General features: G+C 58.8%; 30 protein-coding genes. 16 read left to right on the top strand and 14 right to left on the bottom strand.

Features of this window, described 5'->3' with window-relative positions:
• The first annotated feature begins 15 nt into the window (after window positions 1–15).
• Window positions 16–1,029: a lipoyl synthase gene (lipA, locus tag ACFQY0_RS07965; RefSeq protein WP_379711109.1), complete on the top strand. Its 1,014-nt coding sequence runs from the start codon at window positions 16–18 to the stop codon at window positions 1,027–1,029.
• A gap of 148 nt (window positions 1,030–1,177) precedes the next feature.
• Here the strand turns inward: lipA and ACFQY0_RS07960 are convergent, their stop codons facing one another.
• From ACFQY0_RS07960 to ACFQY0_RS07950, 3 genes are all read right to left on the bottom strand, one after another.
• A complete protein-coding gene (locus ACFQY0_RS07960; protein ID WP_379711107.1) occupies window positions 1,178–2,140 on the bottom strand; it encodes an endonuclease/exonuclease/phosphatase family protein in 963 nt (320 codons plus the stop codon).
• Window positions 2,137–2,463, bottom strand: coding sequence for a putative signal transducing protein (locus ACFQY0_RS07955; RefSeq protein ID WP_379711105.1), 327 nt, complete (start codon window positions 2,461–2,463; stop codon window positions 2,137–2,139). Before ACFQY0_RS07955 ends, ACFQY0_RS07960 begins: the two co-directional genes overlap by 4 nt.
• Window positions 2,464–2,567: 104 nt before the next feature.
• Entirely contained in the window at window positions 2,568–3,242 is a 675-nt protein-coding gene (locus tag ACFQY0_RS07950) for a hypothetical protein (RefSeq protein ID WP_379711103.1), read from the bottom strand.
• A gap of 106 nt (window positions 3,243–3,348) precedes the next feature.
• On the opposite strand from ACFQY0_RS07950, the gene ACFQY0_RS07945 reads away from it, so the two are divergent.
• The 6 genes from ACFQY0_RS07945 (at window position 3,349) to hisD (ending at window position 8,303) form a co-directional block, all read left to right on the top strand.
• Complete coding sequence (locus ACFQY0_RS07945) at window positions 3,349–3,891, top strand: hypothetical protein (protein WP_379711101.1); 543 nt, start codon at window positions 3,349–3,351, stop codon at window positions 3,889–3,891.
• Window positions 3,892–3,959: 68 nt separating this feature from the next.
• On the top strand, window positions 3,960–4,883 hold the full coding sequence (gene cyoE, locus ACFQY0_RS07940; RefSeq protein WP_379711099.1) for a heme o synthase: 924 nt from the start codon (window positions 3,960–3,962) through the stop codon (window positions 4,881–4,883).
• Window positions 4,884–4,901: 18 nt separating this feature from the next.
• Window positions 4,902–5,711, top strand: a complete 810-nt coding sequence (locus tag ACFQY0_RS07935) for a hypothetical protein (RefSeq protein ID WP_379711097.1) — start codon at window positions 4,902–4,904, stop codon at window positions 5,709–5,711.
• On the top strand, window positions 5,708–6,418 hold the full coding sequence (locus ACFQY0_RS07930) for an SCO family protein (RefSeq protein WP_379711095.1): 711 nt from the start codon (window positions 5,708–5,710) through the stop codon (window positions 6,416–6,418). Before ACFQY0_RS07935 ends, ACFQY0_RS07930 begins: the two co-directional genes overlap by 4 nt.
• Entirely contained in the window at window positions 6,415–6,975 is a 561-nt protein-coding gene (locus ACFQY0_RS07925; RefSeq protein WP_379711093.1) for a DUF420 domain-containing protein, read from the top strand. Before ACFQY0_RS07930 ends, ACFQY0_RS07925 begins: the two co-directional genes overlap by 4 nt.
• 38 nt (window positions 6,976–7,013) lie before the next feature.
• Window positions 7,014–8,303 carry a histidinol dehydrogenase gene (gene hisD / locus ACFQY0_RS07920; RefSeq protein ID WP_379711091.1) on the top strand — a complete coding sequence of 430 codons (1,290 nt, stop codon included), beginning with the start codon at window positions 7,014–7,016 and terminating at the stop codon, window positions 8,301–8,303.
• A gap of 228 nt (window positions 8,304–8,531) precedes the next feature.
• Here the strand turns inward: hisD and ACFQY0_RS07915 are convergent, their stop codons facing one another.
• A complete protein-coding gene (locus ACFQY0_RS07915) occupies window positions 8,532–9,416 on the bottom strand; it encodes a metal ABC transporter substrate-binding protein (protein WP_379711089.1) in 885 nt (294 codons plus the stop codon).
• An 89-nt stretch (window positions 9,417–9,505) separates the two neighbouring features.
• Here ACFQY0_RS07915 and ACFQY0_RS07910 point away from each other — a divergent pair, with 89 nt between their 5' ends.
• Genes ACFQY0_RS07910 through ACFQY0_RS07900 form a run of 3 tightly spaced genes read left to right on the top strand, consistent with a single transcriptional unit; the run spans window position 9,506 to window position 11,709 of the window.
• Window positions 9,506–10,069, top strand: a complete 564-nt coding sequence (locus ACFQY0_RS07910) for a Maf family protein (protein ID WP_379711087.1) — start codon at window positions 9,506–9,508, stop codon at window positions 10,067–10,069.
• A 15-nt stretch (window positions 10,070–10,084) separates the two neighbouring features.
• Window positions 10,085–11,047, top strand: a complete 963-nt coding sequence (locus ACFQY0_RS07905) for a diacylglycerol/lipid kinase family protein (protein ID WP_379711085.1) — start codon at window positions 10,085–10,087, stop codon at window positions 11,045–11,047.
• Window positions 11,011–11,709 (top strand): SanA/YdcF family protein, encoded by a 699-nt coding sequence (locus tag ACFQY0_RS07900; protein ID WP_379711083.1) that lies wholly within the window; start codon window positions 11,011–11,013, stop codon window positions 11,707–11,709. The genes ACFQY0_RS07905 and ACFQY0_RS07900 overlap by 37 nt, the downstream gene beginning before the upstream one ends.
• 3 nt (window positions 11,710–11,712) lie before the next feature.
• Here the strand turns inward: ACFQY0_RS07900 and thiS are convergent, their stop codons facing one another.
• Complete coding sequence (thiS, locus tag ACFQY0_RS07895) at window positions 11,713–11,916, bottom strand: sulfur carrier protein ThiS (RefSeq protein WP_379711081.1); 204 nt, start codon at window positions 11,914–11,916, stop codon at window positions 11,713–11,715.
• Window positions 11,917–11,918: 2 nt separating this feature from the next.
• Window positions 11,919–13,052 carry a 2-iminoacetate synthase ThiH gene (gene thiH / locus ACFQY0_RS07890; RefSeq protein ID WP_379711079.1) on the bottom strand — a complete coding sequence of 378 codons (1,134 nt, stop codon included), beginning with the start codon at window positions 13,050–13,052 and terminating at the stop codon, window positions 11,919–11,921.
• Window positions 13,053–13,153: 101 nt separating this feature from the next.
• Between thiH and ACFQY0_RS07885 the strand changes: the two genes are divergently transcribed.
• From ACFQY0_RS07885 to ACFQY0_RS07865, 5 genes are all read left to right on the top strand, one after another.
• The gene (locus ACFQY0_RS07885; RefSeq protein WP_379711077.1) at window positions 13,154–13,987 is read left to right on the top strand and encodes a hypothetical protein; all 834 of its coding nucleotides are present in this window, start codon (window positions 13,154–13,156) and stop codon (window positions 13,985–13,987) included.
• Window positions 13,988–14,058: 71 nt separating this feature from the next.
• On the top strand, window positions 14,059–14,301 hold the full coding sequence (locus ACFQY0_RS07880) for an acyl carrier protein (protein WP_379711075.1): 243 nt from the start codon (window positions 14,059–14,061) through the stop codon (window positions 14,299–14,301).
• Between the two features lie 92 nt (window positions 14,302–14,393).
• Window positions 14,394–14,930 (top strand): hypothetical protein, encoded by a 537-nt coding sequence (locus ACFQY0_RS07875; protein WP_379711073.1) that lies wholly within the window; start codon window positions 14,394–14,396, stop codon window positions 14,928–14,930.
• Between the two features lie 14 nt (window positions 14,931–14,944).
• The gene (locus tag ACFQY0_RS07870) at window positions 14,945–15,838 is read left to right on the top strand and encodes a LysM peptidoglycan-binding domain-containing protein (protein ID WP_379711071.1); all 894 of its coding nucleotides are present in this window, start codon (window positions 14,945–14,947) and stop codon (window positions 15,836–15,838) included.
• 29 nt (window positions 15,839–15,867) lie between these two features.
• Window positions 15,868–16,818 carry an acetyl-CoA carboxylase carboxyltransferase subunit alpha gene (locus ACFQY0_RS07865; protein ID WP_379711069.1) on the top strand — a complete coding sequence of 317 codons (951 nt, stop codon included), beginning with the start codon at window positions 15,868–15,870 and terminating at the stop codon, window positions 16,816–16,818.
• Window positions 16,819–16,834: 16 nt separating this feature from the next.
• Here the strand turns inward: ACFQY0_RS07865 and ACFQY0_RS07860 are convergent, their stop codons facing one another.
• Window positions 16,835–17,347, bottom strand: a complete 513-nt coding sequence (locus ACFQY0_RS07860) for an NUDIX hydrolase (RefSeq protein ID WP_379711067.1) — start codon at window positions 17,345–17,347, stop codon at window positions 16,835–16,837.
• Between the two features lie 59 nt (window positions 17,348–17,406).
• Between ACFQY0_RS07860 and ACFQY0_RS07855 the strand changes: the two genes are divergently transcribed.
• On the top strand, window positions 17,407–18,576 hold the full coding sequence (locus ACFQY0_RS07855; RefSeq protein WP_379711065.1) for a 3-dehydroquinate synthase: 1,170 nt from the start codon (window positions 17,407–17,409) through the stop codon (window positions 18,574–18,576).
• Between the two features lie 95 nt (window positions 18,577–18,671).
• Here ACFQY0_RS07855 and ACFQY0_RS07850 read toward each other — a convergent pair whose 3' ends face one another.
• The 7 genes from ACFQY0_RS07850 to dapA are packed head-to-tail and all read right to left on the bottom strand — an operon-like array spanning window position 18,672 to window position 22,745.
• Entirely contained in the window at window positions 18,672–19,076 is a 405-nt protein-coding gene (locus ACFQY0_RS07850) for a peptide chain release factor family protein (RefSeq protein WP_379711063.1), read from the bottom strand.
• A gap of 18 nt (window positions 19,077–19,094) precedes the next feature.
• Window positions 19,095–19,859 (bottom strand): 3-methyl-2-oxobutanoate hydroxymethyltransferase, encoded by a 765-nt coding sequence (gene panB, locus ACFQY0_RS07845; protein WP_379711061.1) that lies wholly within the window; start codon window positions 19,857–19,859, stop codon window positions 19,095–19,097.
• Between the two features lie 44 nt (window positions 19,860–19,903).
• Window positions 19,904–20,413 (bottom strand): 2-amino-4-hydroxy-6-hydroxymethyldihydropteridine diphosphokinase, encoded by a 510-nt coding sequence (folK, locus tag ACFQY0_RS07840; protein ID WP_379711059.1) that lies wholly within the window; start codon window positions 20,411–20,413, stop codon window positions 19,904–19,906.
• 15 nt (window positions 20,414–20,428) lie between these two features.
• Window positions 20,429–21,166, bottom strand: coding sequence for a 4-hydroxy-tetrahydrodipicolinate reductase (gene dapB / locus ACFQY0_RS07835; RefSeq protein WP_379711057.1), 738 nt, complete (start codon window positions 21,164–21,166; stop codon window positions 20,429–20,431).
• Window positions 21,163–21,591, bottom strand: a complete 429-nt coding sequence (locus ACFQY0_RS07830) for a PIN domain-containing protein (RefSeq protein WP_379711055.1) — start codon at window positions 21,589–21,591, stop codon at window positions 21,163–21,165. Before ACFQY0_RS07830 ends, dapB begins: the two co-directional genes overlap by 4 nt.
• Window positions 21,592–21,595: 4 nt before the next feature.
• Complete coding sequence (locus ACFQY0_RS07825) at window positions 21,596–21,802, bottom strand: type II toxin-antitoxin system VapB family antitoxin (RefSeq protein WP_379711053.1); 207 nt, start codon at window positions 21,800–21,802, stop codon at window positions 21,596–21,598.
• A 58-nt stretch (window positions 21,803–21,860) separates the two neighbouring features.
• Window positions 21,861–22,745 carry a 4-hydroxy-tetrahydrodipicolinate synthase gene (gene dapA / locus ACFQY0_RS07820; RefSeq protein WP_379711051.1) on the bottom strand — a complete coding sequence of 295 codons (885 nt, stop codon included), beginning with the start codon at window positions 22,743–22,745 and terminating at the stop codon, window positions 21,861–21,863.
• Between the last annotated feature and the right edge of the window lie 35 nt (window positions 22,746–22,780).

The raw sequence follows: 22,780 nt of genomic DNA, 5'->3' as shown, positions 1-22,780 counted from the left end.
TAGCGTCCCGCCGAAATGAGCGGCTGCCACGGACCAAAGATGAAGATGGATCCCTCCCTTCATCAGGAGAAGAAACCCTCTTGGATCAAGGTTCGCCTGCCCAATGACCCGGTTTTCTGGTCGACCAAGTCGCTGATCACCGACCTCAAGCTGGTGACGGTTTGCGAAGAAGCCCAGTGCCCGAACCGCTGGGAGTGCTGGGGGCAGGGCACCGCGACTTTCATGATCGCCGGCGAGAAGTGCACCCGCGCCTGCGGGTTCTGCGCGGTGAAAACGGCCAAGCCCGACGCCCTCGAAGATGACGAACCCTACCGCGTGGCCGAGGCGACGCGACGCATGAAGCTCAAACACGTGGTGATCACCGCCGTGGCCCGCGATGATCTCCGCGATGGGGGCGCCGAACACTTTCAGAAAACCATCGAGGCGGTCCGTGCGATGAATCCGGGCATCGTCATCGAGGTGCTGGTTCCCGATTTCAACGACCGCGACTGGGCGCTGGAAATGGTGATGGCCGCCCGTCCGCACATCTTCAATCACAACCTCGAAACCGTCGAACGTCTGACTCCTCTGGTGCGTTCACGGGCGAAGTACGATCGCAGCCTGATCGTCCTGAAAAAGGCAAAGGCGATGGTCCAGGGCAAGGTCGCCACCAAGAGCGGGGTGATGCTCGGTCTCGGAGAAAAGCACGACGAGATTCTCAAAGCGATGGATGACCTGTTGGAACACGATGTCACCGTGCTGACCATGGGGCAGTATCTGCGCCCGACACCACGTCACTTGCCGGTGGTGGATTATCTGCATCCCGATCAGTTCGCCGAATTGAAGCAAATCGCTTTGGACAAAGGCTTCCGCCATGTCGCGAGTGGTCCGCTTGTTAGAAGTTCCTATCACGCGGCGGATTTCCGTCCGGAGCTCGATATTCTCGACGACATCGAAAAGGCAACGCCGGTGGCCGGCATGGACCTCCAGCCCGAAGATCTTCCGATCCCCGCGGCGACGAAGGACATCGTGCGTGCGTCGGTGAGTTGAGCGGCGGCTTGCTGTTTGATGAATCCCTGAGCTTTCGCGGGATTTCGCGTTTTTCGTCGATCTGAGACGTAGGGCCACAAGGCCGAGTGGTGGGTTCGTCATCAGGAACCTTGGCGTTCTTGACGGCGTGGCATTCTAGTTTTCAAACTTACCACACCAACTCCGCGACGACGGGGCGATGGTCGGAGCCGAGGTCGGGGCCGGTCGCCCGGGTCTTTGTCCCTTGGAATCCGCGCGTGAGGATGTGATCGATCGGGATGGTGACGAGCCAGTTCTTCCGCATCCAGGTGGCGCTGTAGCCATGGCCCTCCTGAGTGTCACTAAAACTTGTGAGGATGGGTTTCATGTGATGGCTCCAACGTGTCGCATTGAGGTCACCGAGAATCACGCAGTGGCCTTCAGCGGCGCTGCTGAGACGCTGGAGCTCGGCGAGATAATGGTCGCGCTCGGAGGCCCAGAAATCATTCATCGGTGGCACCGGATGGCAGCCGAAAACGGTGACGAGGCCATGTGGAGTCCGAATCCGGACTTCCAGAAGGGGGAGTTCGAGGTCTCCGGTAGGATGGACTTTTACAGACTCGATCGGATGCTTCGAGCGAAAGGCGAATCCGAAGTTGCTCGAGTAGCTCATCTCGGTGGCGTAGGGGAACGCGTTCGCAAGTGCGTCGAGCTCGCGAATCCACTTCCGATGGCATTCGGTGAAATAGATGAAGTCCGGGTCGGTTTCGAGAGTCCAGCGAACGGCATCACCGTAACGCTGATTCGAGGTGAGCACGTTGTAACTCGCGACGCGAAGCTCCGGTCCCTGCGGGCCGGGATTCGTCGACTGATAGAGTGGCGCGAGTCGGGCCGTGGGGATCAGCAAGGCCGCGACGGAAATGGCCGCGTGCTTCGGCTTTCGCCAAATGCCGAGCACCACCGAAATGATCAGCAGCGCGGCGAAGTACTGCGCTTGGAGGTGATTGAAGAGATCAAGAAACCAGTGCTGCTTTCCAAAGAGCCCAAGGATCGGGCAGATCGCGATGAGCACCGCCAGGCGCATGAAGGCCGCAGGCGAAGCAAGGTGCTGCCAGCGGGATTTCGCGGATCTCGATGGGGAGGCGTCGCTCACGCAGGCTCGGGGGCTGGCTTGCCGCAGTTCCAACATTCACTGAACTGCCCTTCGACGAGTTCTCCACAGGCGGGACAGGTCCAATCGGCAGCGACGGGCTGGTTCCTGAGTTTCTCACGGTAGTCCTCGACGAATGCCTTGGCTTTTTCGAGATCCGCATTCGAGAGCACCCAGAGTTCCGGGTAGACTTGGGTGAAGGGGACTTCACCCGCCACGCTCACGCCGCCTTCGTTACGGATTTCGCAGCGGATGCCCTGACTTTCCAAGAGGGACTTCATGTGCCCGACCATCGCAAACTCGAGGTTTTCGTAGACTTTCTTCATAGCTCTTTGGTGATTGTCGAATCATAGGGAATCCTCCTGCCGATGGGAGAAGAGATTCGTGAATTTTGAATGAAGGGGACGACGCGCTTCGAATCGAGCGATGACTAGAGAAAGCCGAGTTTTTCGAACATTTCGCGGGACTTGCTCTTGCCGGCGGACTCGATGACCTGGCCGTGGCCGACGATGACGCGATCGAAGTCCCAATCTAACAATTGCGCCAGCGAGCGACGGAAAGCCGCTTTGTCGGTGATGGAACCACGGAATCGTTTCGACATGCCGGGGGCGTGGTGGAGACCCATCGCGGGGTAGAGCAGAAGCTTTGTCCAGAGGCTGGGGGCTCTGCGGTAGTTGAAGATGAGATCGGCGACGATCAGGGTGTGCGATGGGCGGTGAAAGAGGGCGTATTCGTTGAAGGAGGGATTGCCTTCGATGGCCATCACCTCGATTTCCTCAGACCATTCAGCGGGGGGGGCGGTCAGGGACTGGACAGCTAAGGGCACCCGTTCCTCGAATCCCGGCGGCGCGAAGTAGGGGATTTCTGGGAAGGCGTCGCGCCCTTCGTTGCTGAAGGTGTCGTGATCGAGCATGGCCTCGACCAGCCACGCGGGTTCGCCTTCGCGCTTGATCGAATCGATGTCGCCGGACGTGAAGGGCGCGGTGGAGTGAATGATCAGTTTTCCGGATGCCAGGCGGATCACCGAGATATTGCGGGTAATGTCGGCGCCAAGCACCTTGAGGGGGTAGCTGAGCAGCCAGAGATTGTCGGCGAGTTTCCGCATAGGTCGAAGCGAATAGTCAGGCGCGATTTTCAAGAAGCGCAACTCCGCTTTCAGGGAATCTGGAATTGATCTGGCAGAGCCTCGCTTTCGTGCTTATTCATAAAGCATGAGATTTTTCCCGCTACTGCTCGTCTGTCTGGCCGCTTCGCTCGTTCCCGCGTTGGGAGCTGAAAAGGATTCGGTGCCGGTCGCGGCGAGCAAGCTGTCGCGTGAGGCGCTGGCGAAGGCGGCCGAGGTTTTCGTTTTCGAGGGACTTCCGCATCCCACACTGGAGCAAAAGCTTCGCACCTCCGAGTCCGAGCGGACCGACACGACAAAGTTCATGGGTCAGGTTTTCTACACCCCGGATGTGAAGGCCAAAGCGGAGGATACCGAGCTGCTCAAGAGCCTGCTATCGGGTTCTGATCATCTCTCGGTTTTTCAAGAAGAGGCCGAGCCCAAGGAGTTCCACCCGGATTACGCGGTCCGCTGGAAAAACGGAACCTTCACCACGGTGGCGATGATTTGTTTCGATTGTGGGGAGGTGATCTACGTCGAGGCCGGAAAGAAATTCCGATACGGACTTACGGAAGAGACGCTGAATGAATTGAAGGAGATTCTCGACAAGTATCAATCGAAGCGGCCGAAGTCTGAGTTTCTCGAAGAGTGACGGCGGACTGATGCGATTTTCCGTGCGCGCGGGACGAAATGGGGCATTCCTTTCGTGCAGCGGAATCGATGAGCGAGGAACCGATCAGTGAGAGCGAGGAGCTCGTGGAGAACAAGGCACCCGGCCTGCGGCAGGACCTGGCGGTGCTGACAAAGGTCAGGCTGAACGTGTTCGTGCTGATCACGACCTTCTTCGGCTTCCTGCTGGCGTCGAAAGGCGGGGAGTTTGATGTGGTGTTGTTGCTTCACACGCTGATCGGAACGGCAGCGGCGGCTTTCGGCTCGGCGGCTTTCAATCAACTGATGGAAGTCGATCTCGATGCGCGGATGAAGCGCACGGCGGATCGGCCACTGCCATCGCGGCGCATGGATCCGCTTTTTGCCTTCGGCGTCGGCTGGGTGCTTTCAGCGGCAGGGATTATCCACCTGGCGGTGAAAGTGGGCACGGTGGCGGCGGTTTTGGCGGCGGTGACGGTAGCGGTTTACGTCTTCATCTACACGCCGATGAAGCGGATGAGCAGCGCCAACACGCTGGTCGGGGCGATCCCGGGAGCGATCCCGCCGGTGATGGGCTGGGTGGCCGTGCCGGGGCATGGGCTCGATCAGGGCGCGGCGATTCTTTTCTCGCTGCTGTTTCTCTGGCAGCTCCCGCATTTCGTGGCGATCAACTGGCTGTGCCGTGAGGAATACGAATCGGCTGGCTACAAGATGTGGAGCGACGGCGATGTCTCGGGGCGTCGAAGCGCGTTGCTGAGTGCGGTTTTCTCGCTGATGCTCGCCGTTCTGCCGGTTTGGCCGTGGTTGGCGGGGCTGACTCCGGGCGTGCCGGGGCATATCGCGCTGGGCGGTGGGGTGCTGCTGGGTCTGATAATGGCGGGACTTTCCGGGCGCTTCATGCGCGATGGAGAGCGCAGCTCGTTTCGGAAGCTCTTCCTTTTCACGCTGCTCTACCTGCCGCTTGAACTTGGATTGCTTGCGTTTGCATGGAGGTAGTCTAGTTTCCGCCGCCCCATGAAGCGGTATCCTGCTCAAGACCTTGAACCTGCGGTTCGCGACCCGAAGAAGCTGCGCCTGACCGGGATTATTCTCGTCGTGCTGATGCTTGTCAGCGGCTTCGGAATCCTGATCGCCTACAATCGTTCGGCCAAACGACAGGCGGGCGATGATCGTCCGGCACTCGGCTCAGGACGACTCGACAAAAATTTTCGCGTCTGGCGTCAGGACGAGAGCGAAGCTGCATTGCTCGATATGGAAGGGGATGTGTTTGTGATCTCACCGGTGAGTTTCGAGCAGCCCGAGGGATGGAAGACGACTCGCAAAGTCCTCCAGGATTTGAAGGCACGTTATGGATCACGTGATGACTTCCATCTCGTGATGATGACCGTGGATCCTGAGAACGAGCCGCCGACGAAGCTTGCGGGCTATGCCGAGGAACTCGGTGCGGAGTTGCCGTTCTGGTGGTTGGTCGGAGCGAGCGAGGAAAGCACCCACAAGTTTCTCAAGAACCGCCTCAAAGCCCAGATCATGCCGCACAAGAAAGACGGCGAGTGGCAGTACGATCGATCGTTGGTGATTGTCGACCGTGACCGCCACCTTCGTCAGGCGACGGTTCGAGCGAAGAACTCGAAGGGCAAGGAATTGAATTTCAGAAATCCCGTGCCACTCGATTTTGAGCAGGCGGCGGCGTGGGATGGGGAAGGCCGCACGGAGGGATTGGAGAAGAGCAATGTCGAGAGCATGCAGGATCTTCTTTACAAGACGATCGATGATTTGCTTGCCCAGCCTGCCGCTGAGAAACCTGATGCCGAACAAAAGCCATGAGTCGAAAAGCACAAGTCATCGCCATCTATTCGGTCGTCATCGTTCTCTCGGTGGCGATGTTGATTTATTTCCGCGGAGTCGGCGCCCGGGCACCTGAAGCGGACCTGCCCATTGTCTCGGACGCGGGAAGAACCGAGGTGGAAACGATGTTTCCCATCGAGAAGGATATCGATCTAACAAATCAGGAAGGCGAGGCGGTCAAGCTCTCGGATATCAAGGGTGAGGTGACCTTAATCGCGGAGTTCTTCGCGGTCTGTCCGCACTGTGCGGTGCGCAACGGCAAGGAATTGGTGGAGATTTACAAGCAGTTCGGAAGTCACCCGGATTTCAGGATCGTGTGCATCAGCGTGGATCCGGAAACTGACAAGGTTGCGCAGCTGAAGTCGTATGGTGATTCGCTGAAGGCAGACCCGAAGAACTGGTGGTTTGTGCGTGGTGAGAACGAGGAGGAAGTTCACGATTACCTCGAGAACACCCTGAAGTTTTTCCAGATCAAGAAGTGGCGCAACCCGGTGGATATCGCGAGCAATGGTCGCTATTCGCACGACATGGGATTCCTGTTAGTCAACCGCGAGTTTGAAGTGATCGGCAAGTGGCCATTGGTCGATGCGAGATCGGATCAGGCGGTGGAGCGCGATCCCGGACTCTACGGGAAGCTCAAGCTTGAGATGTACGACCGCATTCGCAAGGAACTCGAAAAGAAATGAGCGAACGATCCGAGTGGCTGGCAAAGCCGGCGAATGAGGCGCTTTCCCGGAAGCTGAAGGCGGTGGCTTGGGTGCTGACGACGGTGGTACTGACGCTGGTCGCGGTGATGCAGAAAGTAAGGCTGCCGTTGCCGGATGGCTGGGACACCTCGATGCTGCCGCCGTTTCACGCGGCGGTGAACGCGGCGGGAGCGATCGTCTTGATTCTGGCACTGATCTTCATCAAGCAGGGCAAGGTCCGCGCCCACAAGACGGCGATGGTCACGGCGATGGGCTTGTCGGTGCTGTTCCTGCTTTCCTACGTGGCCTATCACATGACCAACGACCCGACGCGTTATGGTGGCGAGGGGCCGATGCGGACGGTGTATTTTGTCCTGCTGATCACCCACATCGTTTCGGCGGCAGTGAGTTTTCCCTTCATCCTGTTCACCTTCGTAGCAGGCATCACGAATCGCTTCGATGCGCATCGCCGGATGGCCCGCTGGGTGTTTCCGCTGTGGCTCTACGTCGCGGTGACCGGGCCGGTCTGCTATCTGATGCTCCGGCCCTATTATTGAGGCTTGGCCAAGCGGGATTGGGACGGCAGATTCCGCCCGTGAAAGTTCTGAGTTATCGTGATCCTGGCTATGTGGAGTTCGTGCAGGGACTGAAGCGTCGGGCAATTCCTGGCGATGATGTTCGCGACCTGGTTTCGGGAATTATTTCCGAGGTATCGGCGAAGGGGGATGCGGCGCTTTTCGAATACGCCAGGCGTTTTGATCGGGTAGAGCTTTCGAAAGAGAGTCTTTTCGTGAGCGAGGCAGAGTTTGCGGAGGCGAAGAAAGCGGTATCGCCGGCGACGAAGAAAGCGATCGCTGCGAGCTTGAAGAACATCACCGAGTTCGCGAAGCGCAGCATGCGCAAGGACTGGTCGTACCGGAACGCGGAAGGTGCGCGAGTGGGGGAACGGTTCACGCCCTTCGAGCGGGTGGGTGTTTATGTCCCTGGCGGCAAGGCGCCCTTGGTTTCGACCGCGCTGATGACGGCGGGATTCGCCAAAGCGGCAAAGGTCCCGGAAATCCTCGGGGCAACTCCCTGTGGACCGGATGGAAAAGTGAACCCCGCATTGCTCTACGCGCTCTATGCCGCAGGGGTGCGCGAGGTGATCAAGATCGGTGGCGCGCAGGCGATCGCGGCGATGGCTCTGGGGACGGAGTCTGTTAGTCCGGTGGATCGGGTGTTTGGTCCAGGAAACAAGTTTGTGGTCGAGGCGAAGCGACAGCTGGTCGGTGCGGTTTCGATCGATCTGCTGCCGGGACCGAGTGAAGTTTTGGTGCTTTCCGATAAGACAGGAAACGCGGAATTCATCGCGGCGGACCTGCTGGCACAAGCCGAGCACGGTGGTGATAGCGTGATTGGCTTTGTCACTGATTCAAAGGCGCTGATCGGAAAAGTTCAGAAGGCGATCGGCCGTCAGTTAGAGACGCTTTCGCGTGCGGAGTACATCCGTGAAGTCATCGAAAAGGAAACCTTCATGCTGCACGTGAAATCATTCGCCGATGGCGTGGCGATCTCGAATGATTTTGCGCCGGAGCACTTGTCGCTGGTATGTGCCGAGGAGAAGAAGTGGCTCAAGGAGATCCGCACGGCAGGTGCGATTTATGTCGGAAACCTTTCGGCCGTGGCTGTGGGGGATTTCCTCGCCGGTCCAAGTCACACCCTGCCGACAGGTGGCGGTGGTCGTTCGTTCTCAGGCTTGAGAGCGGATCAGTTCCAGCGTCGGACAAGTGTCGTGAAGCTTGACGCCGGAGCAGTGAAGAAGTCGCTGGCCTCGGTGGAAGAGTTTGCACGGATTGAAGGCCTCGATGCGCACGGACGCTCGGTGAGCATTCGAGTGGAGAACTGAATTGCCTTTGTGCCTGTTGCGTCGCGACGGTTGATGTTAGCCGAGGGCTTCGAGCCCACGGAAAGAGGACGTTTGAAATCCCGTCGCGTCGCGACGGTAGGCTTCATCAAACTCGACGCCGTGCCTTTCCAGGAAAGGCTACGCTATTCTTGCTCAAAGGTCTTGTGACGATGATGCTGGCGCTGGTTGGCGGTGTAATTTACGACGTCGGGAACGGAAGACGGGCCCTCACTTCAGCGCTTCGGCGATGATCCCGACGTTCTTGCGCATCATCTCTTCGTAGGTGTCGGCGGTGGAGCCGTCGGCGTTGAGAGGAGGGGCGAGGCGGATGCCGGTTTCTTCTGTTAGAGCGGCGAGCGTCTTGGGATTGGAGGCGGCTTCGGGGAAGATGACGGGAACCTTCTTGCTTTTGAGGTCCTTGATCAGGTTCGCAAGAGTGCGGGCGTCGGGCATTTGCTCGCGATTGATGCCGCTGATGGGAAGCGGCTCAAATCCGTAGTCGCGACAGAAGTAGCCGAAGGCGGCGTGGGCGGTGGCGAGGATGCGCCGGTCCTGGGGAATGCGAGCGAGGGTTCTCCGGGTCCAGCGCTCCAGTTCGTCGAGCTTGGCTCGGTAGGCGAGGGCGTTGGCTTGATAGACTTCGGCGCCGGCGGGATCCGCTTTGGCGAAGGCGGCGGCGGTCAGGGTGCTGGCGCGGCGGAAGGTATCGATCGAGTGCCACCAGTGCGGGTCGAGCTCGTGAGCGTGGTCATGCTGGGCGTGATTGTGGGTGGGGTCGTTGCAGGCGCCTTCGATCGAGGGAAGTCCATCGCCGAGGACGATGAGCTGGCTCGGCGGTTGAATGATGGTTTTCAGGGACGAAAGGTAGCTTTCGAGGCCCATGCCGGAAGCGAGGAAAAGATCGGTGCCGCTTGATTGACGGAGCTGGTCGGGAGTCGGTTCGAAGTGATGTGGGTCGGAGGTTTTATCCAGAAGATCGACCACGTGGACCCGGTCGCCGCCCACCTGGCGGGCAAGGTCACCGAGCAGCGGGTGCAGGGTGGCGACTTGAAGTTCCTTGGCGGAAAGCGAGCCGGCAAGCAGAAGGATGAGGAAGCTGATCCAGTGGCGCATGGCGGGAAGGTGCATGCGAAATCATCTGTTGCAAGTGAATTGCGTTAAGGAGGTCTTGCGAGGGAGCGGATCGGGGTTTACAGCGGGGCATGAGGATTGTGCTCGCATCGACATCGCCCCGACGCCGTGAATTGCTGGAGCGGGAGGGGCTTGAGTTTGAAGTGATGGCCTCTCCGGCGGAGGAGCTGCACGACGAGTCGATCGCGCTTTCTGAGCTGTGCGAGAGGAATGCCGAGCTGAAGGCGCGGGCGGTGGTGGTGCCGGAGGCGGCGGTGATCGGCGCGGATACGCTGGTGTGGATCGACGGCGTGCCGCTGGGGAAGCCGAAGGATATGACGGAGGCGAGGGAGGTCCTGGCCCGGCTGTCCGGACAGGTGCATACGGTTTGCACGGGGGTTTGCGTGGTTTTTCCGGGTGGGAAAGTGGAGCGTTTCCATGAGTTGACGGAAGTGAGCTTCAGGGATTTTGACGAAAAGGTGATCGAGGACTACTTTTCGAAAGTGAACCCATTGGACAAAGCAGGGGCGTATGGCATCCAGGAGCATGGCGAGATGCTGGTGGAGGAGATTGTCGGGAGCTTCGACAATGTGATGGGATTGCCCGTCGCGTTGTTAATGGCGCGGCTCGAAGCTTGCGGGACGGCCATGGGATGAGTTGAATTCCCCCACGTGATTCTTCCTCGGAGATACCCGGTTTTGTTCAACCCCAAGGCGCGCAGCCAGCGGGGACGAAGGGCGTTGGAATTTTTGATGGATAATGCCGCAGGTCTCGGGCTCTACGCGACGCGTTCGGCGGAAGAGGCGGAAGCTCTCTCGAGGCGCTTTGCGGATCAGGGTGAGGACATCGTGATCGCGGCGGGTGGCGATGGAACCCTCAACGCGGTGGTCAAGGGTCTGGCTGGCTCCCGGACGGCGCTCGGTGTGCTGCCGACCGGAACGATGAATGTCTTCGCGCGTGAGTTGGGCATTCCCTACGACAATCTGGATCGTGCCTTTGAGGTGATTTTGGAAGGTCACGTGCGTGAGGTGGACTTGTTCGAAGCGAACGGCACGCCCTTCGTGCAGATGGCGGGCGTGGGATTCGATGCCGCAGTGATCGAGGAGACGACCTGGGAGAGCAAGAAGGTGCTCGGTCCTTTGGCCTATCTTTTATCGGCGGTGAAGGTCCTTGGTGAGACTCCGCCACTGATGAAAGTGATCGCCGATGATGGCCGGGAAGAGGAAGGCGTTGCCGTGCTGGCGGGGAATGGATCGCTCTATGGAGGGCAGTTCAAACTGTTTCACAAGGCGGACAATACCGACAACAAGCTCGATGTGCTGGTCTTTAAGGAGGCGGGTTACAAGTTGGTGTTGGATTCGCTGCGGGGGATTGCAATGGGTGGCGTGGACTTCAGCAACTCGACGGTGGAGTACTTTCAAACCGAGCGCCTCGAGGTCACGGCAAACCGGATGGTTCCGTTGGAAGTGGACGGTGAGTTGGTGGGCCGGACCCAGCATGTGATTTTCAAGGATGACCAGCCGGAACGTCTGCGGGTGCTGGCACCGAGACAACCGATCGGGACCCGCTTTGAGGAATCATTGAAGGCCATGATGTCATGGACGAAGAAGACCGTGGGAGGTTCATCGATGTGAAGACCCCGGGGCGATGGAAACGAATCCTGAAGCGGATGGGATTGTTCCTGTTTACGCTGGCGGGACTGTTTGCGGCCTTTGTCGCGTGGGCAAACATTGCGGCGGTGCTGGCAGGTGCCGGGAAGGTTCACGATGAGGTGGATCGGCTTCCCAGCGATGGTGTGATGCTGGTTTTCGGATGTGACGATCAGATCGATGGACGCGAGAATCTCTATTTCCGCTACCGGATCGATGCGGCTGCCGAGGTGTGGAAGGCGGGGAAGGCGCGTTGCGTGATCGTCTCAGGCGACAACCGCACGAAATACTACAACGAACCGAAACGCATGCGCCAGGCGCTGATTGAAAAGGGGGTGCCGGCAGACAAAATCATCTGCGACTACGCCGGGCTACGCACTCTGGATTCGGTGGTGCGGGCAAAGGAGATCTTTGGTGTGGAAAAGGTCGTGTTCATCTCCCAGAGATTTCAGAACGAGCGTGCGGCCTATCTGGCGAAGGCGAACGGGATGGAATACACCGGATACAACGCCAAGGATGTGGCAGGGAAAGGCGGGCTGAAGACCCGACTTCGAGAAGTCGGGGCGCGGGTCAAGATGTGGCTCGATGTGAAAGTCCTGGGAACCCGTCCCAAGCATCTTGGTGAACAGGTCCCGTTGCCGGAATAGGGGTCACCCGCCTGCGGCAATCGTAACAATCTCCAGTTCGGAGCCATCGCTGACAGGCGTCGACGGATAATCGCCAGGCAGTACGGCCTCGCGGTTCAATTCGACGACGACGGGTTTTCCAGCGAGGTCGAGCTCGTGGAGGAGCTGGTCGACCGTGATCTCGCTGGCTTCGAAACTGCGGACGGTGCCGTTGATGGTTAGAGTCATTGTCAGGATCCGAGGATGGCTTCGTCCCAGTCTTTCCAGACGGGATCGAGTCCGCGTTGTTGGAGCATGGTGGCGACTTGGGAGGGTGAGCGGGTGTCGTCGATCTTGAATTGTTCGGTGGCGCGTTCGCAGCCGGAGGCATTCTCCATTTCGACCCTGCGGCCTTTGACGGTGAGGTGCAGGTCATCGTGGCCGGCACCGGTGTAGCCGCCCGGTTCGGTCTTCGCGCCGGCGGACATCATGGTGATGCCGAGCGGTGCGAGCGAGTCGCGCAGACGGGCGGGTTCACGGGTGGAAAGGACAATGCCGACCTGGGGAAAGCAGTTGCGGAAGGCGGCGACGAGTTGGACGAGCGCGCGATCGGAAAGGAAGAGGTCGGGGTCCGGTTCGTACTCGTAGTTGCCGGCGTAGGGCCGCATGCGCGGGAAGGCGATGGTGAACTGGGCTTTCCAACAGTGCTTGTAAAGATACTCGAGGTGCGCGGCGAGGGCCATCGCTTCGTAGCGCCACTCGGCAAGGCCGAACAGGGCGCCGATGCCGATGCGACGGAAGCCACCGGCGTAGGCGCGCTCAGGACAGTCGAGCCGCCAGTCGAAGTTCTTTTTCGGACCAGCGGTGTGCAAGGTGGTGTAGGTCGGGCGGTGATAGGTTTCCTGATAGACGATCAGACCTTCCGCGCCGTGACTGACGATTTCTGCGTACTGGTCATCCTCCATCGGGCCGACTTCGATGCCGATGGTCGGAATGAAACTCTTGATGGCATCGAGGCACTCCTGAAGGTAGCCGTCCGAAACGAACTTGGGGTGCTCGCCGGCGACGAGGAGGATGTTTCTGAAGCCGAGCGCGTGGAGGTGCTTTGCTTCCTCGACGACCTGAGGGACGGTGAGAGTGGTGCGGAGGATCGCGTTGTCGCGGGAAAATCCACAGTATTTGCAGTTATTGACGCATTCGTTTGAAAGGTAGAGCGGTGCGAAGAGACGCATGGTCCGACCAAAATGATAACGAGTCAGCCTTTGTGACTCGCGGGCGAGTTGTTCAAGTCGGGAATCGGAGGTTGGCTCGATCATCGACCCGAAGCGCTTGAGCAGCGGGGACGGGTGGTTGAGGAGTTGTTCGAACTGTTCTGAAAAGGCCATCGGCGGCGGGAATATGGACCGCCGGAGGCAGGAGGTCAAAAGCGATCGAGCAGAGGGGCTTGCCAAGCTGCCTGAAGACAGGTTTTCTTTGGCTCTACCGTATGAGTGACCGAGTTGTTTGCAAACCTACCCCGTGGTTCTTCCTGAGAGCCGCTGCGATGATCGTGATGTTCGGGGTCTTTGCTGTTCTTTTCTATAAGGACGGCAAGTCAGGCTACCGGGAGGCCAATCTTTCCTATTTCCTGTCGGAGAGCTTCAAGAAGGCGGCGGAAGAATTCACGGCGAAGGGCGCGTCCATGAGCCCGGAGGAGTGGGCGGCATACGCCTCGACGCAGGAGGTGGCGGTGCCGGAGAACCCTGAGTTGCTGCCGGTGGGCACCGAGTTTCCCATCATGTGGCCGGAAATGCTGCACGACCACGCGGCCATGGCGGAAAAGGGTGTCAGCAATCCGAAGAGCTACTTCGATGCCTATCGCCAGGAATCCGGCCTGGCGAAAAGCCCGCCCGAACAATCCTACACGCAGCAGAAGATCAACGAGCAATGGTACGTCTTCTGGATTTGTCTCGGTCTCCTGGCGGTGGCCATCTTTTTCCTGCTGAGAACCCTGACGAGGAAAATGGTGGTAGAAGGTGACACCTTCCAGCCGGCTGGCGGAAAGGCGGTGCCAATCAAGGATCTGGTGCGCCTGGATTTGCGGAAGTGGAGCAGCAAGGGGCTGGCGATGGCGTGGGCAAACGACGGTTCGGGGGGGGAAAGGAAGATCCGGATCGACGGTCTGACTTACGGGGGCTTCAAGGCGGAGGACGGTGAGCCGGCCGAGAAACTGATGCAGGCGCTGAAATCAAGATTTTCAGGGGAAATCATCGAATACGAGACGGACGAGGACGAATCCGAGGAGGCTCTGCCAGCTGATGCCTCAGAAGCCCGAGATTGACTTTTTTTCGGGGTTGCCAAGATCACTCTCCATCGCGTAAGCCCTTTGGCAGTTCCAACACGAATTACACCATGTCTGATAAGAGCATCGAAGACCGCGTAAAGGACATCATCGTCGACCAGCTCGGCGTTAATGCCGATCAAGTAAATCCTGAAGCCAAATTCATCGAAGACCTCGGTGCTGACTCTCTGGATACGGTCGAGCTGGTGATGGCCTTCGAAGAAGAATTTGAAATTGAAGTGCCAGACGAAGAGGCTGAGAAGCTTCAGTCCGTTGGTGACGTGATCACTTACGTCAACAAGGCCAAGGCCTGATTTTTCATAAGAATTATTTCGCTGACGGGCGGGCTCCTTGGCGAGTCCGCCCGTTTTCTTTGCGTAGCGGCGATTTTCGTCGAGCATTGGTGATGCATTCCCCTGACGACATTCAGTATGCGATGGAGGCGACCCGGGTCCTGTTGGAGCCGGATCGGCGGATCGATACCTTTGGTGAAACTCGATTTGAGTTTCAGCTCTTGAGCGAGCTGATGGACAGCACGGGGCAGATTCGCATTCGCACCGGCGAAGTGGAAGCGCTCAAACCGCAGATTGTTAGACCCGACGGTTATGCCAATATCGAGCTTGAGGGATTCGAAGAGAAGGCCCGCGAGCGATTCGATGCGCTGGTCGAGAAACTGCGGGCGCAAGGTCAGGACATGGCATTCTTGAATTACGGGTTTCGTTTCAAGCGCGGACAGGTGAAAGAGGAACTCGTTCATGATTCCATGGACGTGGTTCGTGATCGGGTGCTGGAGGATGCACGGATCAAGGGGAACCCTGCGCGGGCCATCATCGAGGGGGTTGATGACGCCTGGGAGGTCTCCATTTTCAAGTTCAGCTTTGAAATGATCGTCCGATCATGGGCGATCAACCGATTCGACTTCCAGAGGCGCGGACTTCTCTGAATGATCGCGCCTAGATGAGCCTCTGGATGCTGATCAAGATCGTCGCGGGCCTGGTGGTCCTCGGTGTGGTGATTTTCACGGCGATGCTGGTAAAGCATGTTCGCCAGGAACCGCTTGGCGGCGCCTTCAGCGAGTGGGTGCCGGTGAATGTCGATGCCAAACCTCTGGTGGCTCTGCCCGAAGCGGATTCTGATCTGCCGGAGATCGATCCAGGTGCGAAGGTTTTCGAGAAGGCACGTGAGATGATCGCGATTGGAGATTTGCAGGGCGCGCGGGACAAGCTGCAGACCGTGGTGAGCATCTATCCCCGCTCAAAGGCCGCAGGCGAAGCTCGCAGGATCGTCGGAGAAATGAATCTCGATGAACTTCTTTCCGCCGGCCGCATGACCAACAAGCAGGTCTACACGGTCAAGCGCGGCGATTCGTATCTCGGCATTGCGGGGAAATTCGGAACCTCGCTTGATATGATCATGCACCTCAATGGCTTGATGGATCTCAAGTCACTGCAGCCGAATGACGAATTGATCGTGATGCCTCTGAATTTCCGCGTGCTCGTGGAGCCGCACAAAAAGGTGCTTTCTCTGTGGAATGACGGTCGGTTTGTGCGTGAGTATCTTCTTTCGGCGGTGGTAGGCGCCCCGACGCGAGACTTGAAGACGAAGATCGAGGGAAAGAGCGGCGTCGTGGGAGATCGTCGAGTTCCGCCAGCTTCGCCCAGCTATCGCGGGGCGACCAAACTCTTAAGTATCGAAAAGGTATCGGCGGTGATCACTGCCATGCCTGAAAGCGGGGCAGAAAGTCCGGATGAACTGCCTCAGGGGCTGTATTTGGCTCCCGCTGATGCTGAAGAACTGTCACTTTTGCTCCGACCGGGGAATGAGGTGGAATTCCGTACCTCGACCCGCTAGACTTTCGCCACGCCGACACTGATTTCCTGATGCAGCTCCTTGAATTTGAAAAGCCAATCGCCGAACTCGAACGTGAGTTGGACAAGCTTCGTACGCAATCCGATTCACAGGACATCGACATGTCCGCGGAAATCGCCACGATGGAGGAGAAAGTTGCTGAGACGCGCCGACAGATTTACAAAAATCTGACCCCATGGCAGCGTGTTCAGATCGCCCGTCATACCCAGCGGCCCTTCATGCTTGATTACCTTGCCCACGCCTTCAGTGATTTTTGCGAACTCCACGGAGACCGCCGGATTGGCGATGATCATGCAATGCCGGGTGGCTTCGCGACGATTGGCGGCCAGAGGGTGGTGGTGGTTGGCCATCAGAAGGGGCGCGACACGAAGGAAAATCTCAAACGAAACTTCGGCAGTGCGAATCCGGAAGGCTACCGCAAGGCGATGCGCCTGATGAAGCTTGCTGAAAAGTTCAAGATGCCGGTCGTTTGCATGATCGATACGCCGGGAGCATATCCGGGAATCGGCGCGGAAGAACGGAACATCGCGGAAGCGATTGCTTACAACCTGCGGGAGATGATGCTCCTGGAAGTCCCCGTCGTGGCGGTGGTCATCGGTGAAGGTGGCTCCGGTGGGGCGCTCGGTATCGGCGTGGCCGATCGAGTGCTGATGCTGGAGAATTCCTACTACTCGGTGATCAGTCCCGAAGGCTGCGCGGCGATCCTCTGGAAACACCGCAAGCACGCGCCCGAAGCGGCCGAAGCCATGAAGTTGGCGGCACCGGACCTTTTGAAGCTGGGCCTCATTGATGGAGTCATCCCGGAAGCGCTGGGCGGTGCCCATCACGACCATTTGGCGACCGCAGCCGCTCTCAAGGATGCCGTGCTCGGTCAGCTTGAAGAACTCTCAAAGCTCTCGGTAAAGAAGCTGCTCGACCAGCGCTATGAGAAGTTCCGCAATTTCGGTGAGTGGAACGGTTAGAGCGAGGACACTGCTTTCATAGACCCGCGCACCAGAGGGCGGCGTGGATTTTGAAGTCGAGGGCGAGGCCGGCTTGTTCTTTTTCGCGGAGCCAGCTGCGGAGGGATGCTTTAGGAACGAGGTGGACCTTGATGTCCTCGGCTCCGACTCCACCGCCGGCCTCCCGCTTTTCCAAATCCGTGGCGAAAAAGAGGTGGGTGAATTCGCTGGTCATGCCGGCTGATGTCGGACTGATGATCAAGGTTTCGATTTTCCCGGCATGGTAGCCGGTTTCTTCGAGGAGCTCGCGTCGAGCGGTTTCGATGATGGTCTCGCCTTTGAATGCTTCTTCGTCGCCGATCAGTCCGGCGGGAATTTCGATGACGGATCGTTGAACCGGGATGCGGAATTGCTCGATGAGAACCACCTCGTCATCCGGGGTGACGGCGAGGATGCCGACGCAGGCATCCGAGTTTGGACGACGGACAAAATCCCAGTGTCCGATGCGGTAGACACCGAGCCAGCGGGTTTCAAACAGGGTTTCGGTCATGGAATGCTAAGAATTGTTGGTCGGAGGCCGTAGGTAGGGGCATATTTTCCCTGCAAGCGATGTCACGTCACGATTTCCAGATTCCTCTCAGCTTCAAGCACCGCGTGTGTTTCACGCGTGATGCGTTCTCGTCGGACAATGCCATGCTGGCGGAGCTGCTGGAAGAAGGGGGTGGCCGGCGTGTGCTCGTCCTCGTGGAAAAGACAGTGGCCGAGCTTTGGCCGAAGTTGAGCTCGGGGATCGAGAGCTACTTCGCGGATCTTGGTTTTGACTGGCGGGGGGTGCGTGTCCTCGAGGGTGGCGAGGCGGTGAAGAATGATGACGACCTCGTCCGCACGGTGTGGGAGACGGTGGACAAGGAGCACATCGATCGGCATTCGTATGTGATCACGATCGGTGGTGGCGCGTTTCTCGATGCGACGGGCTTTGCGCTGGCGACGGCCCATCGTGGGGTGAGGTTGGTGCGCTTTCCGACGACAACGCTTTCTCAGGATGACAGCGGAGTGGGGGTGAAATGCGCGATCAACCAGTTCGGAAAGAAGAATTGGGTGGGTGCTTTTGCCGTGCCTTTTGCGGTGGTGAATGACTTTCTGTTTCTGCACAGCCAGGATGAAGAGACGTGCCGTGCGGGATTGATCGAGGCTGTGAAGGTCGCCTTGGTGAAGGACCAGGGATTTTTCCGCTGGATCTCAGTGAATGTGGAGGCCTTGGCAGAGCTTGAGTCGGGGGTGCTGGAAGAATGTGTTGAGCGCTCGGCTTTGCAGCATGCCACCCACATTGCGCAAGGCGGTGATCCCTTCGAGTCGGGGAGCAGTCGTCCGCTTGATTTCGGGCACTGGTCCGCTCACAAGTTGGAGCAACTAACAGGTTTCACTCTGAGCCACGCTCATGCGGTGGCAGTGGGCCTGGCATTGGACACGTTATACTCCGCGAAGTGCGGACTTCTGCGTGAATGCGATGCGGAGCGCGTGCTCGATGTCGTCGAGGCTTTGAAACTGCCACTCTGGCATGAAGCGCTCGATCTGCGTGATGAAAATGGCCGACGCCGCGTGCATGAAGGACTTGAAGAATTTCGCGAGCATCTCGGTGGCGAGTTGACGGTCCTGCTGCTCCGGGAACTTGGTCGAGGTCAGGATGTGCACCATCTCGATGAAGGGCTCGTGGATTCCTGCCTCGATGATTTGAAGAAGCGCTATGCGGTCGTGAAGAAGGCGGAGGAGCGTTGTTGAGGAATATGGGGACGGACTTTTGAAGTCCGTTGTTAGGTGGGAAAGGTGGTGGTCCTGTGGTGAGGCCAGAGGAGTTGCAATCTCCTTCTCCCGATTCAGTCGTCACGGCCGGGTGAGCGGCGGAGGTTCTTCTTGTTGGAAAGGATCCGCTTGTCGGCGACGGAGCGCTGTTTGGACCGGCGCGAGCGACGGCGTTTTTGACGGCGGACCTTCTCCATTTCCTGTTGGCGCTTGGATGCCTTGCCGAGCCGGATTTCGTCGAAAGCATCGCAGAGATCACGGCGGGCGGCGTAGCGGTTCATCTCGCGAGACCGGGATGACTGGTTCTTGATCTCGATGCCGCTGGGCTCATGCTTGATGTAAACGCAGGAGTGGGTCTTGTTGATTTTCTGGCCGCCGGAACCGGAACCGAGGATGAACTTCTCCGTAAGATCGGCTTCGAGGATGCCGAGCTTTGCCATGCGCGATTCCAGCGCGGCTTGTTTTTCGGGACTTACCAAGGTGAAGGAGATTGAGAATCAGGCTTGGACACGGGAACGGTAGGCTTGGACGGCACGCGAGATGTTAGATGCGAGGTCGGCTTCGGGCTGGGCGAAGGGAGGGACGAACCAGGGATAGCTGCCGAGAAGGTCGGTGATGACGGCGACTTCGCCGTCACAGGTGTCGCCTCCACATCCGATGCCAATGGTAGGAACGCTGAGTTCCCTGGTAAGATGACGGGCAGTTTCGGGGATGACGCTTTCGAGAACGATCGCGAAGACACCTGCTTCAATGAGGGCCTTCGCCCCTTCGAGGATGGCGCTGGCTTGTTCGGGTGTCTTGCCCTTTTTCTTGTAGCCTCCTTCTTCCAGAACCCTCTGGGGAAGCATGCCGAGGTGTCCGCAGACGGGGATGCCGGCCTCGGTGATGGCTCTGACCTTTTCCGCCTGGCGAATGCCGCCTTCAAGTTTCACCGCATCGGCGCCGGCTTCGACCAGACGTCTGGCATTGGCCACGGACATTTCCGGCGTCTGATAGCTGTTGATCGGCAGATCGGCGACGACGATGGCTTTCGTGTTCGCCCGCGCGACGGCGGCGGTATGATGCAGCATGTGCTCCATGGTGACATGGGTGGTGTCGGGATAACCGAGCACCACCATGCCGAGTGAGTCTCCGACTAACAGCAGGTCGACGCCGGCTTCATCGAGAAGTCGGGCGGTCGGGTAGTCGTAAGCAGTAAGGGTAGCGAGGCGGACGCCATGCTTGCGTTGGCGGATGGCATTGGCTTTCTGGAGACCGGTCACGCAAGAAGCATCGGTCCTTCCTTCGCAACTTACAAGTCGCTCGGTCACCAAGCGCTCTGAACGAGCGAAAGGGGCGGCTCGTCTGAATCGAGGTGGGAGAGATGCTCGGCGATGGTGGCGCTATCGCCCGGAAGAATCAGGTCGGGTCGGATATCGGCGAGCGGCTGGAGCACGAATCGCCGATAGGTGAGGCGGGGGTGGGGGAGTTCAAGCAAACCCTCGGACTCGGTGGCTTCACCGAGATAGAGGATGTCGAGATCGACGATGCGGGGCGCGTTTCTTTCAGATCCCTGGCTCCGGCCGAGATGAAACTCGATGGCCTGAGTGGCATCGAGGAGTTCGTAAGGAGAGCCCGAGTATTCGATTTCGACGACCGTGTTGTAGAAATCCGGAGAACCGTCGGGGCAGCTGACGGGGGCTGTCTGGTAGATCGGGGACTGAAGAAAGTCGCTGCCTTTCGGTGCGAGTTTCTTCAGGAGGTCTCGGGCTGCCTGCAGGTGATGCAGGCGGTTTCCGAGATTGGAACCGAGGGCGATGCCGGCGCGGCGAAGCATGGCAATGAGTGAGCCTTATTTGAGGTCCAGAACATCCTGCATGTCGTAGAGTCCGGCAGGTTTCTCGGCGAGCCAGACGGCAGCACGAACCGCGCCGGAAGCGAAGGTCATGCGCGAGGACGCCTTGTGGGTGAGCTCGACGCGTTCGCCATCGGCGGCAAACATCACGGTGTGGTCGCCGACGACGTCGCCACCGCGCAGGGTGTGCATGCCGATCTCGCGCTGCGTGCGAGCGCCGGTGATTCCGAAGCGACCGTGCTTGATGTCATCTTCGTAAGTGGTGCCCGTTTCCTCGTTGAGGATCTCTAACAGACGACGTGCGGTGCCGGACGGAGCATCGATCTTGTGGCGGTGGTGCATCTCGACCACCTCGATGTCGAAGGTTTCCTGCTTGAGGACCTGGGCGGCCTTGCGGGTGAGCCAGAAAAGGGTGTTGACGCCGACGGAATAGTTGGCGGCCCAGACGATCGGGATCGACTTCGATGCTTCGACGATCGCGGCGCGTTCTTCATCAGTGTGGCCGGTGGTGCCGATGACGAGACGGGTGCCGCTTTTCAGAGCGGCATCGAGCACGTCCCTGGTGAAGGAGTGAATGGTGAAATCGATGGCGGTGTCCGCCTTGGCGATGGCGGCGGTGAGATCCTGGCCGGCATCGTGGGTCGAGGCGAGGGAGGCGTCGGGGTTGGCTTCGATGGCGGCAATGATGGCCTGGCCCATGCGTCCGGATTCACCGGTGACGAGGATGTTGATCATGGTTCTTCGTTTTCTGGTCGATAGGTTCCCGCGTAGCCGGGGGTGTAGAGTCGTAATCCGAGAATTCGCGCCATCAGGGGAAAGTGCTTGTCCACGGAGTAGACGCGGCAATTCTCATTGAGCGCGAGAGTTGCCACAAGGACGTCGTTCCAAGGAACCCTGAAGCCTGACTGGCGGAGCTTTGCGAAGTTGTCACCGGCCTTTCGCCAGAGTTTCTGGTCATTGCGCAGGTAGGGGACGACGGAGCACCACCGCTTGAGGCGATCAACCTCGTCGGGACGCGCTCCTCCGAGGTATTCCATTTCCACCGGTCCGCAGAGGGTGGCTTCATAAGCATCAAGCAAACCACGGAGCGCGAGTTTTGCCTCCATGCTGCCCTTGGTACGGTGGGCCTCGATCCAGGCGCTGGTATCGACGAGAACCATGGAATCAACGGTCGAAGGCTTCGATTTCGTCGTTGGTCAGGGGGTAATCTCCAAGTTCGCCTTCCATCAGCTTTCGCCCAAACTCGCTGGCCATGTGACGCCGGATGAATTCCTGAGCTGCTTTTACAACGGCAGGGCCCTTCTTTTTCTCACCTGTCAGGCGCATGGCCTCCTCGAGAAGTTCCTCCTCAATATCGATGGTGATTCGCATGAGGAGGGGATACGGTGAAAAAAGATGAAAGTCAAACGGTGAAAATCATCATTCTACATCAATCAATCAGGTCGTGTGCGACAAGCAGCTCCCGGAGTTGATCGCGTTGCGAGTCCTCGAGGCCGACGAGTGGCAGTCGGAATTCATTGCTGCAGTGGCCTTGGAGGGCTACGGCTTCCTTGATCGGCACGGGATTGACTTCGAGCGACATCAGCTTGCGGAAGAGCGGGTGGTACTGCTTCTGCATGGCGAGGGCTTCATCGTAAGAGCCATTGAGGCAGGCGCGGACGAGCCGGACCATGACGTCGGGGATCAGGTTTGAGGCCACGGACACCAGACCAACCGCACCGCAGGCCATGAACGGCAGGGTGAGCGGATCATCTCCGGAAAGGATGGCGACATGGTCGGGCAGGGCGCTGTAGAGCTGGTTGACGCGTTCGACCGAGCCGCCGGCTTCCTTGATGGCGACGACGGTCGGGCAGTCGTTGGCGAGACGCACGGCGACTTCGACCGGGATCTCGATGGCGGAACGGCCGGGCACACTGTAAAGCATTACCGGGAGCGCAGTGGCTTCGGCGACGGCCTTGTAGTGCTGATAGAGGCCTTCGGCGGATGGCTTGTTATAATAGGGGCAGACCTGAAGGGTGCCGGTGGCGCCTGCTTTTTCAGCGGCGACGGTGAGCTCGATGGCCTCGGCGGTGGCATTGGCGCCGGTGCCGGCGACGACCTGGCAGCGCCCGGCAGCGTATTCGATCGCAAGCTTGATCACCTCGATGTGCTCGGGGGTCGTCAGGGTCGGCGATTCGCCGGTGGTGCCGACGGGAACGATGCCATCGATGCCTGCCTCGATCTGGCGATCGATGAGTGCTTTGAAAGCAGGGCGGTCGATTTGGCCGTCGCGGAAAGGAGTGATGAGGGCGGTGTATGTGCCTTGGAAAGTCATGGCGGGCGGAGAATGTACCGCCACGGGCATTCGTC

It is taken from the genome of Haloferula chungangensis (assembly GCF_042664875.1).
Lineage (GTDB): Bacteria > Verrucomicrobiota > Verrucomicrobiia > Verrucomicrobiales > Akkermansiaceae > Haloferula > Haloferula chungangensis.
This window is presented reverse-complemented; position numbering and strand designations above follow the sequence as displayed.